At 73.2% G+C, this 14,950-nt stretch carries 19 protein-coding genes; 12 read left to right on the top strand and 7 right to left on the bottom strand.

The window, feature by feature from the left end:
• The coding region (locus BM290_RS10220; RefSeq protein WP_177319645.1) for a family 43 glycosylhydrolase at positions 1 to 648 on the bottom strand (648 nt) is incomplete at its 3' end.
• Between the two features lie 141 nt (positions 649 to 789).
• Positions 790 to 1,479 carry a GAF and ANTAR domain-containing protein gene (locus BM290_RS10215; RefSeq protein ID WP_239143189.1) on the bottom strand — a complete coding sequence of 230 codons (690 nt, stop codon included), beginning with the start codon at positions 1,477 to 1,479 and terminating at the stop codon, positions 790 to 792.
• 205 nt (positions 1,480 to 1,684) lie between these two features.
• Between BM290_RS10215 and BM290_RS10210 the strand changes: the two genes are divergently transcribed.
• Positions 1,685 to 2,392: a GAF and ANTAR domain-containing protein gene (locus tag BM290_RS10210; RefSeq protein WP_239143190.1), complete on the top strand. Its 708-nt coding sequence runs from the start codon at positions 1,685 to 1,687 to the stop codon at positions 2,390 to 2,392.
• A 10-nt stretch (positions 2,393 to 2,402) separates the two neighbouring features.
• Here BM290_RS10210 and BM290_RS10205 read toward each other — a convergent pair whose 3' ends face one another.
• Positions 2,403 to 2,792: a hypothetical protein gene (locus tag BM290_RS10205; protein WP_093612353.1), complete on the bottom strand. Its 390-nt coding sequence runs from the start codon at positions 2,790 to 2,792 to the stop codon at positions 2,403 to 2,405.
• A gap of 154 nt (positions 2,793 to 2,946) precedes the next feature.
• On the opposite strand from BM290_RS10205, the gene BM290_RS10200 reads away from it, so the two are divergent.
• The 7 genes from BM290_RS10200 (at position 2,947) to BM290_RS10170 (ending at position 7,540) form a co-directional block, all read left to right on the top strand.
• Positions 2,947 to 3,570, top strand: a complete 624-nt coding sequence (locus BM290_RS10200) for a dienelactone hydrolase family protein (RefSeq protein ID WP_093612351.1) — start codon at positions 2,947 to 2,949, stop codon at positions 3,568 to 3,570.
• A gap of 6 nt (positions 3,571 to 3,576) precedes the next feature.
• Entirely contained in the window at positions 3,577 to 4,209 is a 633-nt protein-coding gene (locus tag BM290_RS10195) for a phosphoribosyltransferase (protein WP_093612349.1), read from the top strand.
• Positions 4,210 to 4,284: 75 nt separating this feature from the next.
• Entirely contained in the window at positions 4,285 to 5,010 is a 726-nt protein-coding gene (locus BM290_RS10190) for an ABC transporter ATP-binding protein (protein WP_093612347.1), read from the top strand.
• Positions 5,007 to 5,735, top strand: a complete 729-nt coding sequence (locus BM290_RS10185) for an ABC transporter permease (protein ID WP_093612345.1) — start codon at positions 5,007 to 5,009, stop codon at positions 5,733 to 5,735. Before BM290_RS10190 ends, BM290_RS10185 begins: the two co-directional genes overlap by 4 nt.
• Before the next feature lie 27 nt (positions 5,736 to 5,762).
• Entirely contained in the window at positions 5,763 to 6,371 is a 609-nt protein-coding gene (locus tag BM290_RS10180) for a TetR/AcrR family transcriptional regulator (RefSeq protein WP_093612343.1), read from the top strand.
• A gap of 39 nt (positions 6,372 to 6,410) precedes the next feature.
• Positions 6,411 to 6,782: a hypothetical protein gene (locus tag BM290_RS10175; RefSeq protein WP_239143195.1), complete on the top strand. Its 372-nt coding sequence runs from the start codon at positions 6,411 to 6,413 to the stop codon at positions 6,780 to 6,782.
• 83 nt (positions 6,783 to 6,865) lie between these two features.
• Entirely contained in the window at positions 6,866 to 7,540 is a 675-nt protein-coding gene (locus tag BM290_RS10170) for a DUF6766 family protein (RefSeq protein ID WP_093612339.1), read from the top strand.
• Here BM290_RS10170 and BM290_RS10165 read toward each other — a convergent pair.
• Complete coding sequence (locus BM290_RS10165; protein ID WP_093612337.1) at positions 7,537 to 8,691, bottom strand: methyl-accepting chemotaxis protein; 1,155 nt, start codon at positions 8,689 to 8,691, stop codon at positions 7,537 to 7,539. The genes BM290_RS10170 and BM290_RS10165 overlap by 4 nt on opposite strands.
• Before the next feature lie 288 nt (positions 8,692 to 8,979).
• On the opposite strand from BM290_RS10165, the gene BM290_RS10160 reads away from it, so the two are divergent.
• Complete coding sequence (locus BM290_RS10160) at positions 8,980 to 9,813, top strand: universal stress protein (protein ID WP_093612335.1); 834 nt, start codon at positions 8,980 to 8,982, stop codon at positions 9,811 to 9,813.
• A 38-nt stretch (positions 9,814 to 9,851) separates the two neighbouring features.
• Positions 9,852 to 10,064: a hypothetical protein gene (locus BM290_RS10155; protein WP_093612333.1), complete on the top strand. Its 213-nt coding sequence runs from the start codon at positions 9,852 to 9,854 to the stop codon at positions 10,062 to 10,064.
• Positions 10,065 to 10,181: 117 nt separating this feature from the next.
• On the opposite strand, the gene BM290_RS10150 is transcribed toward BM290_RS10155, so the two are convergent.
• From BM290_RS10150 to BM290_RS10140, 3 genes are all read right to left on the bottom strand, one after another.
• Positions 10,182 to 10,673, bottom strand: a complete 492-nt coding sequence (locus tag BM290_RS10150) for a molybdenum cofactor biosysynthesis protein (protein WP_093612331.1) — start codon at positions 10,671 to 10,673, stop codon at positions 10,182 to 10,184.
• Between the two features lie 81 nt (positions 10,674 to 10,754).
• On the bottom strand, positions 10,755 to 11,357 hold the full coding sequence (locus tag BM290_RS10145; RefSeq protein WP_093612329.1) for an NADPH-dependent F420 reductase: 603 nt from the start codon (positions 11,355 to 11,357) through the stop codon (positions 10,755 to 10,757).
• Positions 11,358 to 11,379: 22 nt separating this feature from the next.
• Positions 11,380 to 11,997, bottom strand: a complete 618-nt coding sequence (locus BM290_RS10140; protein WP_093612327.1) for a TetR/AcrR family transcriptional regulator — start codon at positions 11,995 to 11,997, stop codon at positions 11,380 to 11,382.
• 73 nt (positions 11,998 to 12,070) lie between these two features.
• Here BM290_RS10140 and BM290_RS10135 point away from each other — a divergent pair, with 73 nt between their 5' ends.
• On the top strand, positions 12,071 to 13,069 hold the full coding sequence (locus tag BM290_RS10135) for an NADP-dependent oxidoreductase (protein WP_093612325.1): 999 nt from the start codon (positions 12,071 to 12,073) through the stop codon (positions 13,067 to 13,069).
• Between the two features lie 172 nt (positions 13,070 to 13,241).
• Positions 13,242 to 14,927, top strand: coding sequence for a hypothetical protein (locus BM290_RS10130; protein WP_143133679.1), 1,686 nt, complete (start codon positions 13,242 to 13,244; stop codon positions 14,925 to 14,927).
• Positions 14,928 to 14,950 lie beyond the last annotated feature (23 nt).

The raw sequence follows: 14,950 nt of genomic DNA, 5'->3' as shown, positions 1-14,950 counted from the left end.
GACCTTCTCCCAGTCGTAGGTGGGGTACGAGATCCGCGTCCCGTAGGCGGACACCGTCCACGGGTTGCTCATCGGCGCGATGAACAGGCTCTGCAGGTCACCGACCCACGACGAGTAGAGGAAGTAGTTGGCCCCGTTGATGGTTGCCACACTGCCGTCGATCGCCCAGCCGTTGTTCGCCTGCACGTTGAGCCGGCCCTTGAACGTGTACGGCCCGAGCGGGTTGTCGCCGGAGCTCTCCAGCACGAACGACCGCTGCCCGTCGCAGCACGCCGCGGTGCCGGCCGAGTAGTAGAAGTACCAGCGGTAGCCGTTGGGGCCGTTCAGCCGGTGCATCGACGGCGCCCAGACGTTGCAGCAGCTGGCCGTCGCGGTGCCGGTGAAGATGACGTTCTCGGTGGCGCCCGGCAGCGCCGCGACCGAGGTGGCCCGCTTGATCACGATCTGGTTGTTCCACGTGGTGGCGGCCAGATAGTAGTAGCCGTTGTAGTAGCCCATCCAGGGGTCGGCGCCGTAGGGGGCGGACGCGACCGGGTTGGTGAAGGTGGCCGCGGCGCGGGCCGGGGCGGCCGATCGCGACTCGACGGCGACGGCGATCGCCAGGATCAGGAGCAGGACGGCGCCGGCGGATCGCAGACGTGCAGACATGGCAGTCCCTCCGGGGGAAAGGGGCGCGGTGTGAGAGGCGCCCGCCGGTGGGCCGGGCGCGGCGGTCCGTCCCGGACGGTGGGGGATGGACGGGCCGGGGACTCACGTGTTGCCGCTATGTTAACGATCACAAATATGCTGTCAAGGGCGCTGGGCCCGCTCCACCACCGTGGCCGCCACGTCACGCAGTTTGCGGTTGGCGCTCTGCGAGGCGCGGGACAGGATCGTGAACGCCTCGTCCGGGCCGCACCGGCGCTGGCTCATGATGATCCCCTTGGCCTGCTCGATCACCGCCCGGCTCTCCATCGCCGCCTCCATCTGCCCGGCCAGAGCGGCAGCGGAGTGGTAGAGGTCGGCGTTGGCCAGGGCGACCGCGGCGTACTCGGCGAAAGTCTCGGCGAGCCGCACCGCGTCGTCGTCCAAGGCCCGGCACGACGTGGCGTAGACGTTCACCGCCCCGATCGTCCGGTCGCGAATCGGCAGCCCGACCGAGAGCGCGCTGCACACTCCGACACTTCCGGCATGCTCCGACCAGCCGGGCCAGCGGCGCTCGGCGGCCACGTCGTCGACCAGGATCGTCGTGCGGTCGGCCGCGGCGTCCAGGCAGGGGCCGTGGTGGTTGGCGTACTGCCAGCGGTCCACCCGCTCGGCCGGCTCGCCGGTGTGTGCCACGGTCCGCGGGCCGCCGTCGCGGATCAGGGTCACCGAGACCTCGTACGCCCCGGGCACCGTCTCCTTGGCCAGCGCGGCCACCCGGGCCATGACCCCGTCCAGGCCGGTCTCGCCGAGGTCGATGCGCCCCAGTTCCCGGATCACGTCGGTGGTGTCCACACCCAGCCGGGTACCCCGTCGGGGGCGTACGTACCCGTCCGGCGGGTTCGGTAATATCGTCGTCCTGCGGCCGGAGTCCACACCCCGGCCCACCAGCGTCAAGCAGCGGCGCGGGTCCGTGGGCCGTCCGGCTCACGGGACGACACCGATCGACTGGCACGGCCGCCCCGGGCGGCTCGTGGACCGCTGCGGGGATCCTCTGACGTTGAAGGCGCACGACCCGACCGACGCCGCTGCCGCATTCGCGGAGCTCGGTCGCATCAAGCTGGGCGAAACCGATCTCGACGGTGTCCTGTCCCGGGTCGCCGACCTGGCCGGGCGCACCCTTCCCGGGGCCGCGCAGGTCTCGATCACTCTGCTGCGCGAGCGCGGAGCGGTGACCGCGGCGCACACCGGCGACACGGCGCTGCAGCTCGACGAGCTGCAGTACGACCGGGGCGCCGGCCCGTGCCTGGAGGCGGCCGGGGCCGGGACCGTCGTGGAGGTCCCGGACACCGCGGCCGACGACCGGTGGGACGGCTGGGGCGCGGACGCCGCCAAGGCAGGCATGGGCAGCGTGCTGTCGCTGAGCCTGCCGATCGGCGACGCGCTGCACGGCGCGCTCAACGTCTACGGCGACGCGCCGCGGGGCCTCGGCCCGCCCACCGTGGCCACGGCGCAGGCCTTCGTCCGCTACGCGGCGGTCGCGCTCGCCAACGCCCACCTCTACGACACCACCGCCAGCCTGGCCCAGCACATGCAGGCCGCGATGGAGAGCCGTGCCGTGATCGAGCAGGCCAAGGGCATCATCATGGGCGAGCGGCGGTGCTCGGCGGACGAGGCGTTCGCCATCCTGACCAAGGTCTCCCAGGACACCAACCGCAAGCTGCGCGACGTGGCCGCCGCGCTGGTCGAGCGCACCCAGCGCGGCTGAGCCGCCACGGTCAGGCGGTCACGTCGAGGCGGCCCCGGCCGGCGCCGCTCTGCTCCAGGTGGCGCAGCGCCGGTTCCAGGTAGCCGGCGATCGGGTTGCGGCCGGTGGGGCTCCGGTCGTACCGGCGGATCAGGTCCTTCAGGTAGACCGCGGTGATCTCCTGCGAGGGCGCGAGCCGTCCGGCGGCCCGGTCCGCGGCGATCGCCGCGGCGAGTGAGTTGATCCAGCCGGGGTTGGCCTCGCCGGGGCGGATGCGCTGGCCGGTGGCCTGATAGATCAGCTCCCGGTCGCGTTCGGTGAGGGAGGCGGAGTCCTCCCGCGCGGTGTGGTTGCGGTCGCGGGTGGCGGCGACCGGCGGGGCGAGAACCGGTCGGTACGGGTGCAGCCGGGAGATGGACATGGGCCAGGACCTCCGTCCGTGGAGCGTTCGACGCTCTCCACATCGGTGCCGGACGGGTGCTGCTGAGGGGTTTTCCGGTGCGGCAGCGGGTATCCCTCAGGACGCCAGATTCGTCCCCCCGGACCTTCCGTAACGCCGCAGAAGGGACGGAACGATGACGACGTGGATGACCCGGGAACGTATCGACCTCGGCCCGGTGTGCCTGGACGGCGACCTCACCCTCCCGGAGCACGCCACCGGCCTGGTGCTCTTCGCGCACGGCGGCGGCAGCTCCCGGCGGAGCCCGCGTAATCAGGCGGTGGCGGCCGAGCTCCACCGGCGCGGGCTGGCGACGTTGCTGATCGACCTGCTGACACCGGAGATCGGCCCGATCGCCGACCGGCTCGCCGCCGTGGTCGACTGGCTGCGCCTCCAGCCGCCGACCGCGGCCCTGCCGATCGGCCTGTTCGGGGCGAGCACCGGCGGCGGGGCGGCGCTGGTCGCGGCGGCCGCCCGGCCGGAGGCGGTGCACGCCGTGGTGTCCCGGGGCGGCCGTCCCGACCTGGCCGGCCCGGCGCTGCTGGAGGTCCGGGCCCCGACGCTGCTGATCGTCGGCGAGCGGGACACCGATGTGCTGGAGTTGAACGAGCAGGCCCGCAACACCATGCGGATCCGGGCCGAGCTGCGGATCATCCCGGGCGCCACGCACCTGTTCCCGGAGCCGGGCGCGCTGGACGCGGTGGCCGGCGAGGCGGCTCACTGGTTCACCGCGCATCTGACCGCCGCGATGACGAGGTGAGCCGCCATGATCTTCGCCAACCGGGCCGAGGCCGGGCGGGCGCTCGCCGACCGGCTGGCCGCCGAGCTCGGTGAGCCGGCCGATCCGCTGATCCTGGCCCTGCCGCGGGGTGGTCTGCCGGTCGCCGGGCCGGTGGCGCGGCGGCTCGGCGGTGAGCTGGACATCGTGGTGGCCCGCAAGATCGGGGCGCCGGGCCGGCCGGAGTTCGGGCTGGGCGCGATCGCCGAGGACGGGCCGCCGGTCTACGACCCGGGGAATCTGCTCTGGGCCGGGGCCACCGAGGACGGGCTGGCCGGGGTGCTGGCCGCCGAGCGGGAGGAGCTGCGCCGCCGGATCCACCGCTACCGGGGCGACCGCCCCGCCCCGGCGCCGGCCGGCCGGACCGTGATCGTCGTCGACGACGGGCTGGCCACCGGGGTGACCGCGCACGCTGCGCTGCTGTGGGTGCGCGGCCGGGACCCGGCCCGGCTGATCCTGGCGGTGCCGGTGTGCTCGCCGGAGGCCCGGGACGCGATGGCCGCGGTGGCGGACACGGTGGTCTACCTGAACGCGCCCGACCCGTTCTACGCCGTGGGCCGCTGGTACGAGGACTTCGAGCAGCTCACCGACGCCGACGTGGAAAATTTCATCATGTGTTGAGTTAGGTGCTTGCCGCCGGACCGGAAACTCATCTAGCGTTGATTTCAACAGTTGATGAGTTTCCGGGGAGGAATCATGGAAACCGCGATCGAGGTCCGCGACCTCGTCGTGCAACGCGGAGCGAGGACCGTCCTGGACGGGTTCTCCTGCGCCATACCGAGAGGCACCGTCACCGGGCTGCTCGGCCCGAGCGGCAGCGGCAAGACCACCCTGATGCGCGCGATCGTCGGCGTGCAGATCATCGCCTCGGGCACGGTCACCGTGCTCGGGCATCCGGCCGGGTCCACGCCGCTGCGCAGCCGGATCGGCTACCTGACCCAGGCGCCCAGCGTCTACGCCGACCTGACCGTGGCGGAGAACGCGCGCTACTTCGCCTCCCTCTACCGCCTCGACGCGGCCGCCGCCGACGCCGCCGTCGACGCGGTCGGCCTGACCGCGGCGCGGGGCCAGCTCGTGGCCAACCTGTCCGGCGGCCAGCGCAGCCGGGCCTCGCTGGCCTGCGCCATCGTGAGCCGCCCCGAGGTGCTGATCCTCGACGAGCCGACCGTCGGCCAGGACCCGGTGCTGCGCGACGAGCTGTGGGACCACTTCCGCCGGCTCGCCGCCGACGGGACCACCGTCCTCGTCTCCAGCCACGTCATGGACGAGGCGAACCGCTGCGATCGGCTGCTGCTCATCCGCGGCGGCGCCCTGATCGCCGACGACACCCCGGCCGCGGTGAAACGGGCCGCCGGCACCGACGACCTGGACCAGGCGTTCCTGACCCTGATCCGGCGGCAGGAGGAGGTGGCGACCGCATGATCCTCGTGAGCACCGTCAAGCGCATCCTGAGCCAGCTGCGGCACGACCCGCGGACCATCGCGATGATCATCGTGGTGCCGACGCTGCTGATCACCCTGATGTATTTCATGTACGAGGGGCAGCCGCGGGTCTTCGACCGGATCGCCCTCACCATGCTCGGCGTCTTCCCGTTCATCGTGATGTTCCTGATCACCAGCATCGCCATGCTCCGCGAGCGCACCACCGGCACCCTGGAGCGGCTGTTCACCACCCCGGTCGGCAAGCTGGACCTGCTCTTCGGCTACGGCATCGCCTTCGGGCTGGCGGCGACCGCACAGGCGGCGGTGGCGGCCGGATTCGCCTACTGGGCGCTGGACATGACCACCGCGGGCGGCATCGGCCTGGTCATCCTGATCGCCGTCGCCAACGCCGTCCTCGGGGTGGCGCTCGGCCTGCTGTGCAGCGCGTTCGCCCGGACCGAATTCCAGGCGGTGCAGTTCATGCCGCTCGTGGTGGCGCCCCAGCTGCTGCTGTGCGGGCTGTTCGTGCCCCGCGACGACATGGCCGGGTGGCTGCAGGCGATCAGCAACGTGCTACCCATGTCCTACTCCGTGGAGGCGCTGACCGAGGTCGGCATGCACGCCGAGCCGACGGGCATCATGTGGCGTGACCTCACCGTCGTGGTGGGCGCGATCGTGGTGGCGCTCGTCCTCGGTGCGGCGACCCTGCGGCGCAGGACCGCTTGACCCGTACAACGTGAGGAGTTCGAAGCGATGGTGCGACGGACCGGACGCCGGCCCGGCAACCCGGACACCCGCGAGGCGATCCTCTCGGCGGCGCGCAGCGCGTTCGCCGAGAAGGGCTACGACGGAGCCTCGATCCGGGCCATCGCGACCGGCGCCGGGGTCGACCCGGCGCTGGTGCACCACTACTTCGGGACCAAGGACAAGCTGTTCCTGGCGACGATGAACTCGCCGGTCGACCCGGTCGACCTGATCACCGAGGCCACCGCGGGCGACCGGGACGAGATCGGCGTCCGGTTCGTGCGCGCGTTCCTGGCCATGTGGGACGGTCCGCGCGGGTCGGCGGCGGTGGCGCTGCTGCGCTCGGTGGTCGGCACCGAATGGACGGCCAAGCTGTTCCGCGAGTTCATCATCACCCAGATCCTCCGCCGGGCGGTGCCCAGGCTGGGCCTCGACCCGGCCGAGGCGCATCTGCGGATCACCCTGGCCGCCAGCCATCTGGCCGGCCTGGCCCTGGCCCGCTACGTGATCAAGGTGGAGCCGCTGGCCTCGTCGCCGTCCGAGACGCTCGTCGCGGCGGTCGGCCCGGCCGTGCAGCGATACCTCACGGGTGACCTTCCCGGGGTCTTTCCGGCATGAAGCCGGCCTGCCGGGGGCATGCAGCGCTCCGTGCGATGGATGATGATGGTGATCCCGGTGCTCCTGACGGCCGGGTGCGCCTCCGTCGAGCAGCGTTCCGGCGCTGCCGAGGAGACCGCCCGGCGGTTCCTGCAGGCGGCCGCCGGCGGTGACGGCCAGGCCGCCTGCGACGCCCTGGCCCCGGAGACCGAGAGACAGATCGACGCGCCGTGTGCGCGGACCATCGTGGACGAGGCGCTCACCGCGCCGTCCGATCAGGCCGATTCCCAGGTGTACGGGCAACGCGCGCTGGTCCGGTTCACCGGCGACACGGTGTTCCTCGCCGTCTTCCCGGACGGCTGGCGGGTGGTGGCCGCCGGCTGCGTGCCCCGCGGCGAACGCCCCTACGACTGCGCCGTCCAGGGTGGGTGAGCGATGCGATTCCAGTACCTGCTGCTCCTGCTGGTGGTCTCGGCCGGCCTGCTGTACTTCGCCGTGCTGGGGGTGCTGCACCGATGAGACGGTTCCTCCGGGACAACTCGCTCGGCCTGGTCTTCGGCCTGCTGTTCCTCATCGTGCTGGTCGCCCAGGCGTTCGCCGGGCACGCCGACTTCAACCAGCAGCAGCTCGCGGCCGGCATGGAGCCGGTCCCGCTCACCCGGTACCTCACGTCGGCGTCGTTCGCCGCCGACGTGGCCGAGAACTGGCAGTCCGAGTACCTGCAGTTCTTCCTCTACATCTTCCTGACCGTGTGGCTGGTGCAGCGCGGCTCGCCCGAGTCGAAGAAGCCGGGGGAGCAGGGGCGCGAATCCGACGAGAAACAGAAGGTCGGCCGGTACGCCACCGACGAGTCACCCAGCTGGGCCCGGGCCGCCGGGCTGCGCCGCACCCTGCTGTCGAACTCGCTCGGCCTCGTCATGGGACTGCTCTTCGTCGCCTCGTGGCTCACCCAGTCGATCGCCGGGGCCGCCGCCTACAACGAGGAGCAGCTGCGTGACCTGCAGGAGCCGGTCACCTGGGCCGAGTACCTGACCGAGCCGGACTTCTGGAACCGGACCCTGCAGAACTGGCAGTCCGAGCTGCTGGCCGTCGCCTCGATGGTGATCCTCTCCATCTACCTGCGGCAGCGCGGCTCCCCGGAGTCCAAGCCGGTCGGCAGCCCGCACACCGCCACCGGCGTCGAAGGCTAGGCGCCCGCGCCGATCCGGGTCAGGAACCGGTTGATCTCGTGCCGGACGTGATCCGGCACACCCTGGAACTGCAGGCCGATCTCGGCGGTCTCGCCGCGCTCGATCCGGCGCGCCACCCGCGCGTCGGCCGCCACCGACAGCTCGTCGACCGCGATCTCGGCCCGGACCAGGTCGCCGACCACGACCCGGGCCCCGGCCGGCACGTGACAGCCCAGCCCGTCCGCGCTCAGGTCGGCCATGTCGGCGGTGATCGGCGGGCCGGCCGACGTCTGCAGCCGGACCGCGCCCTCCACCTTGAGCCGGTCGTGGCGGCGGCGCTCCAGCCGTTCGGCCACATCGGAGAGGTCGCCGATCTGGGCCATCGTCGCCTCCACGCTGCGGTGCAGGCGGCCCACGATGTCGTGCTGCCGGTCGGCGATCCCGCCCAGCTGACGCATCGCGTCCTCGATGTCGCCGACGTCCGAGATGATCGCGCGCAGCGTCTGACCCATCTGGGCCACGTCCGCCTCCAGGGCGGCGATCGTGCTGGTGATCTGCTCGGTCGAGTGCGCGGTCGTGTCGGCCAGGCTCTTCACCTCGTCGGCGACCACCGCGAACCCGCTGCCCGCCGCGCCGGCCCGCACCGCCTCGATGGTGGCGTTCAGCGCCAGCAGCCGGGTCTGCGAGGCGATCCCGGAGATCACGCCGGCGATCCCGGCGACCTGGTGCAGGCTGTCGTTCAGCGCGGTGGCCGCCTCACCGGCCCCGTGCGCCCGCTGGACCAGCACGTTCGCCGCGTGGCTGGTGAGGGTGACCCGCTCGTGGGTGGCGGCCGCCGCGTCCCGGGCCGCGCCGACCTGCACCACCACGTCCTCGAGCTTGCCGCCGATCACCTCGGCGGTGTCGTCGATCGCCTCCCGCGCCCGGCGCCGCAGCCGCTGGTTGAGCTCGCGCTGGTAGGCCTGCGAATTCTCCGCCTGCGTCGCCAGCTCGGCATGCAGCCGCACGATCTCGGTGTCGCGCTCGTCCAGCGCCCCCGCGTGCTCGCCCGGCTCCCGGCCGTCGCCGGCCAGCCTCGGCTGCGCGAGGGTGCGGCGACCCAGCCGGAAGGCCACCAGCGCGCTGCACACCATCGCGATCAGCGTTCCCAGGAGGACCAACCAGGTCGGCATAATGATCCGACCGTACCGTGCCCGGTCGGCCCCCGTGCGGCGTTTCGGCCCTCTGCGAGCAGGGCGTCGATCTGGCCATCGCCGGCCGCATGCCCTCCTTCATGCCCGTCTTCCGCGAGCCGATGACCGTCAACGCTCCTTCTCCAAGAGCCCGTGGACGGCGGGCCGGTGCCGCCGGAGCCCACCCGGCACGATCGCCGCCTGCCCGTGCCCGGCAACCCGAACTACCCGTACGGAACCGACCAATGGCCGTGCCGGGGGAGGTGACCCGAGAACTACCGTCCGAACATGCGGACCTCCGAAGCACAGCCCGTGGTGGCCGCCGTCGACGGCTCCCGCACCCATCCGGTCACCCTCGACCTGGCCGCCGACGAGGCGGCCCGGCGTGGTGTGCCCCTCCACGTCCTGCACGTCTGGCCCGGCCAGTACACCGGCCGCTACCGGTGCCGCGGGCCGGTGCCCGGCGAGACCGACGGCCGCCGCCTCCTCGATGCCGCCATCCGCCGCGCCCGGCAGCGCGCGCCCTGGCTGACCGTCACCGGCGAGCTGATCACCGGCAGCCCCGCCGGGATCCTCGCCGAACACTCCGAGACCGCCTCGCTCGTGGTGATCGGCCGCCGTGACGAGGGCCCCGGCCGGCCCGGCTGGGGGTCCACCGCCGCCTACCTGGCCCGGCACAGCCGCAGCCCGCTGCTCGTCCAGCGGGGCGCCGGGCTGCGCACCGGACCCGTCGTGCTCGCGGTCACCGGGCTGGACGGCCCGGCCTCCGCGGTACGCCGTGCCTTCGAGGAGGCCGACCTGGCCGGGACGCGGCTCGTCGCCGTCCGGGTCTGGCAGCCCGGGGACGACCAGGCCGGCCGGCAGGCGCGCCGGCAGCTGACCGAACTGCTCGCCGCCTGGGCCGGTCACTATCCGCGGGTACGGGTGGAGCCGCTCGTGGTGGCCGAGCCCGAGTTGTCGTACACCCTGGGCCGGGCCTCGCGCCGGGGCCGCCTGCTGATCGCCGCCAGTGGTCAGCGCGGCTGGTTCGCCGAGCTGGTGCGCGGGGTGCCCGGGCCGGGACAGAGCCCGGTGCTGCTGGTTCCGCCGGTTTCCTTCAGCGTGGCGGCGGCCGGCCGATAGTCGGGGCCCGCAACGCCGCGACCCCCACGGAGGCCCGCATGACCATCAGCATCGGCTCGTCCCAAGCGCCGTCGGCCTGGGAGACCCACGCCGCGTGGCTGCGGCTGCGGGAGGACTGCAGCCGCCTGGCCACCGACGTCGTCGCCGGCGCCGACGACGGTGAGCTGCACGCCGACCGGACCGCCGTCCTGGAGAGCCGGGACGCCATCGCGCGGATGACCCCACCGGGCCTGGTGGACGTGCTGATCTGATCGGCCGGGTCAGGCCGCGGTTGAGCTCCGGGCCGAGATCGACACCGTTCCGGCCGAGATCGACACCGGTCCGGCCGGGCCGCGGCCGGGTTTCCCGGACGATCGGCGCCCGCCGGATCAGGCCGCGGTCGAGTCCCCGGCCGAGATCGACACCAGCACCGGGCCGACCCGCAGCACACCGTCGTCGAGCGGCACGCAGCGCACCCCGCCCTTCCCGCGGAGCGCGGCGTGGCCGCCCGGCCCGAGCGTCACGTCCATCCACGCGCACGGCGCGGCCGGCCGGCGGACCGCGAGACGGACCGGGCCGTCGCCGGAGTCCAGCGTCAGCACCGAGCCGACCAGCTCGTCCACGGCGACCCCGGCGAGCAGCACGTTGCGCCGCACCTGGGCCAGCCCGGCGCCGGGCGGCAGCGAACCGGCCGCGATCACGGTGATGCTCGCGTCCCGGTGGGCCCGGTGGTTGAAGTAGCGGTCGCCGACGATGCCGAGACCGGCCCGGATCCGGATCTCGCCGGTCAGCTCGCCCTCGGGCGCCGGCGCGGGACCGTCGGACGGCCGTCCCTCGAAACGATGCACGGGCGAGGCGAGCAACTCCACGATCTCCGGCATGGACCGGAGTCTACGGCCCGCGCCGCCGCCCCGTCGCCGTCACCGGCCTGAGCTTCGCACGGGCGGAAGGGCGGCGGGCTGTCAGTGCAGGACGGCCAGGGCCTCGGCGAGCACGTCGGTCGCGTCCTTCACGTCGACCTCGCGCATCTGCAGCGGCCCGCCGGTCTCGGTGAGCAGCGCGGCGTGCGCCCCGCCGGCGTAGACCGGCGCGAACCCGAGGTCGCGGATGATCAGCGAGGTGGCCTCCCTCGCGTCCCGGTCGTCGGTGCAGACATACTCGGTGAGCAGCGGGTCGTGCCCGCGCCGCCGGCTCAGCACGTCGGTCGGGACGGTGTTGAACGCCTTCGCCCAGTGTGCCTCGGGCGCCCAGTCCATCAGCGTCTCCAGCCCCGAGATGTCGTCGGGCACGTCCGGGTTCGTCGCGTCGATCACCACCTTGTCGGCGATCACGCCCCGGGTCAGGTCCACTGCCTCGTGCGCGGACGACCAGTTGGGGCTGAAGATCACCACGTCACCGAAGGCGGCCGCCTGCGGGATCGACATGATCCGCAACGTGTCGCCGTCCATCTCCGTCCGCAGGCGCTCCGGATGCCGCGAGGTGACCGCGACGTCGTGCCCGCTCTCGGCGCACCACCTGGCCAGTGTGCCGCCGAGCTGACCTGCTCCAATGACACCGATACGCATGCCAATCAGGGTGCGCCCACGATCACCCGGCCGGGTGGTCTTCGGCGAAATCGGCGTAGATCATCCGCAGCTCGACCGTGACCAGGTCGTCGACCAGGGCCTCCGGGTCGGCGCTGCCGGCCAGCGCGGCGGTCCGCAGGTCGTCGATGAGCCCGGCCAGGACCCGCGGCGCCGGCCCGGCGGGGGCGAGCCCGGCGGCCCGGTCGCGGGCGATGCGGGCGGCGAGCCGGTCCACGTGCGCCGATCGCAGCTCGGCGCGCCACTGCGCGAGCGGCGGGCAGCCGGGCGCGGCGGCCAGCGCCCCGGCCAGCATGCGGCCGTGCTCGCGCCAGAGCCGGGCGAGCGGGGTGAGCGCCTCGCGCAGCGCCGCCGTGTCCGGCCCGGCGCCGTCGAGCCAGGGGCCGGCGTCGCGGCCCAGCTCCCCGGCCATCCCGTGCAGCAGCGCCACCAGCACGGACAGCTTGGAGTCGAAGTAGAAGTAGAAGCTGGACCGGGAGATCTCGGCGCCGGCGGCCAGCTCGTCGATGGTGATGTCGGCGAGCGGCTTGCGGGCCAGCAGGGTCCGGGCGGTCTCCAGGATGGCCCGCTCCCGCCGGTCGCCCTTGCTGGGGCCCCGGCGCCGGCCCGGCGGTGTGCTCATCCGAACATGTTAACGCGGTGTCGAGTTTTTCGACGTACTGTCGAGAAGTAACGACGACTCGTTGGGAGACCTGATGAAAGAGATCCGCCTCGCCGCCCGCCCGGTCGGCTGGCCGACCGCCGAGACCTTCGAGCTCGCCGAGACGGCGGTTCCCGAGCCGGGTCCCGGCCAGGTGCTGGTCCGCAACGTCTACATGTCCGTGGATCCGTACATGCGGGGCCGGATGAACGACGTGAAGTCCTACATGCCGCCGTACCAGGTCGGCGAGCCGCTCGACGGCGGGGCGGTCGGCGAGGTCGTCGCGTCGAACGCGGAGTCCGTCCCGGTCGGCGCGCACGTGGTGCACAGCCTGGGCTGGCGCGAGTTCTCGGTGGCCGACGCCGAGCGGGTGCGGGTGGTCGACCCGGCCGCCGCGCCGTCGCTCTCGGCCTACCTCGGCCTGCTCGGCATGACCGGCCTCACCGCCTACGCGGGCCTGCTGGACATCGCGCAGTTCCGCGAGGGCGACACGGTCTTCGTCTCCGGCGCGGCCGGCGCGGTCGGCAGCGTGGCCGGCCAGATCGCCCGGCTGCGTGGCGCCAAGCGGGTGATCGGCAGCGCCGGCTCGGCGGAGAAGGCCCGGCACCTGATCGACGACCTGGGCTTCGACGCCGCGTTCAACTACAAGGACGCGCCGGTCCGCGACCAGCTCAAGGCCGCCGCGCCGGACGGGATCGACGTCTACTTCGACAACGTCGGCGGTGACCACCTGGAGGCCGCGATCAGCGTGATGAACAAGTACGGCCGGATCGCCATGTGCGGCGCCATCGCGCAGTACAACGACACCGCCCCGCCGGCCGCGCCGCGCAACCTCGCCTCCACCATCGGCAAGGAGATCAATCTGCGCGGGTTCCTGGTCGGCAACCACTACCACCGGATGCCCGACTTCGTGGCCGAGGTCGGCGGCTGGCTCCGCGCCGGCCGGATCACCGCCCGGGAGACGGTCGTCGAGGGGATCGAGAACGCGCCGGCCGCATTCCTCGGCCTGCTGCGCGGCGACAACACCGGCAAGATGGTCGTCAAGCTGCGTTAACCAGGGATTAAGCTGCGCCCGGCGACCTTTTCGTACGGGTCGCCGGGTATCGCCCAAAACTGAACGGTAATTCAGTAGCTCTGCCGAGCGGCCCGGATACGGAACGTACGGATGATCGCCCTCGTCCGTACGGGTGAGGTGACTGACGGAAAGCAGACACTAGCGTTCCCGTGTGGCGAATCGGTTCCCCCTCTGGGGACAAGCGGGCTGGGCTAGTGCCGAGGTGGTCGGCGAGACGCACTACGCGAAGGCGATACGTGCGCTCTTCGGTAACGACTTCAACCCCCGCGGGACCGACATAACCATCCCCGTCCAGCTCATACCCGACCGCAACAACCGTCACGACCGCAACGCCGTCGGGGTCTGGTCCGGCAACAGCCTGCTCGGCCACCTCCCTCGCCCGGAGGCCGCCCGCTACGTCACCGTCCTCAGCGCGCTCCACGAACGTGGCCTGCTGCCCGAGGTCAACGCCCGGATCACCGGCCGCGAGTGGGGCGCCGCCGACGGCCGTCCCGCCGCCTTCGACAGCACCATCCGCCTCGACCTCGCCGAGCCGCACATGCTGGTCCCGGTGAACGCGGCACCCGCCCAGGAGCACCGGCTGCTGCCGTCCGGCTCGGCCGTGCAGGTCGTCGGCCAGCAGCAGGCCCTCGACGCGCTCGTCCCGCTGCTGCGCCCGGAGGGGGAGTGCTGGGCGTACGTCACCCTGCACGAGACCGCCGACCACCTGGTCGAGGTGCGCATCGGCGACACCCGGGTCGGCGACCTGAGCCCCAAGATGAGCGGCGAGCTGTCGCCGGTGCTGCGCCACCTGGCCGAGCGAGGCCTGGTCACCGCGGCCCGCGCCATGGTCAAGGGCAACAGCGGCACCACCGAGGTCATGCTCTACATCGCCCGCGTCCAGGACCTGCCGGAGAGCTGGCAGGCCGGCCCCAGCCGCGCGGCCGCCACGCCGTCGGCGGGCCGCGGCACGGCGAGCGTCCCGGCACCCGGCGTGGCCAGCACGGGACCGGCCACGCCGGGTCCCACCCCGGTCTCGCCGTCGCCCCCGCTCGCGCCCGCCGCGTCCGGCGGCTCCGCGGTGCCCGGCCTGAACATGCCGGGCGGCCTGATGACCGGCGGCCCGGCCTCCGGCGGCCTGGTGCCGAACTGGGTGACCCCGGCCGACGCGCTGCCCAGCTGGGCCTCCCCGCCGTCGGCGATGCCCGCGGTGGCGCCGCTCCCGCCGTCCTCGCTGCCGGTCACCCCGGTCTCCCCGAGCGTCCCCGCGCCGGCCGCCCCCGGCTCACCGGCCTGGAACAGCGCGAGTCCGTCGCCCGCCGCTCCCGGTTCGCCGGCCGTGCCGCCGGCCTGGAACAGCACGAGTCCGTCGCCCGCCGTCCCGCCGGCCTGGAACAACGTCAGCCCGCCGGCCTGGAACGCCGGCAGCTACTCCACGCCGTACGTCTCCGGGTCCCGCTTCGAGCCCCCGGCCACCACGCCGGTGCGGCAGACCGACGGCGGCACCCTGCTCGCCGACCCGTCGGCGGGCGCCCACCCGGTCAGCCCCGCGCCACCGTCCTACACCGACGCGCAGGAGCAGCAGGCGATCGCCGAGACCACTGTCATCCCGGCGCTCGCCGCGGTGGTCAAGGCGAACTCGGGCGCCCTGGCCGGTCTCGCCCCGGTCTCGGCGGCGCCGGCCGAGGGCAACCAGCACGCGCCGATCCCGCCCGCGCCGACCGGCATCAAGTTCGTGGTGCCGCCGGGCTGGCCGCTCCCGCCGGAGGGGTGGTATCCGCCGGAGGGCTGGCGGCCCGATCCGTCCTGGCCACTGGCCCCGGCGGGCTGGCAGTGGTGGGTCCCAACCTGGGACTGACCCTCGGGGGCGGCTTTCTGGGC

Origin of the sequence: Actinoplanes philippinensis (genome assembly GCF_900113015.1) — a bacterium.
Lineage (GTDB): Bacteria > Actinomycetota > Actinomycetes > Mycobacteriales > Micromonosporaceae > Actinoplanes > Actinoplanes philippinensis.
The sequence above is the reverse complement of the archived record's forward strand: the minus strand, read 5'-3'. Positions and strand labels throughout refer to the sequence as shown.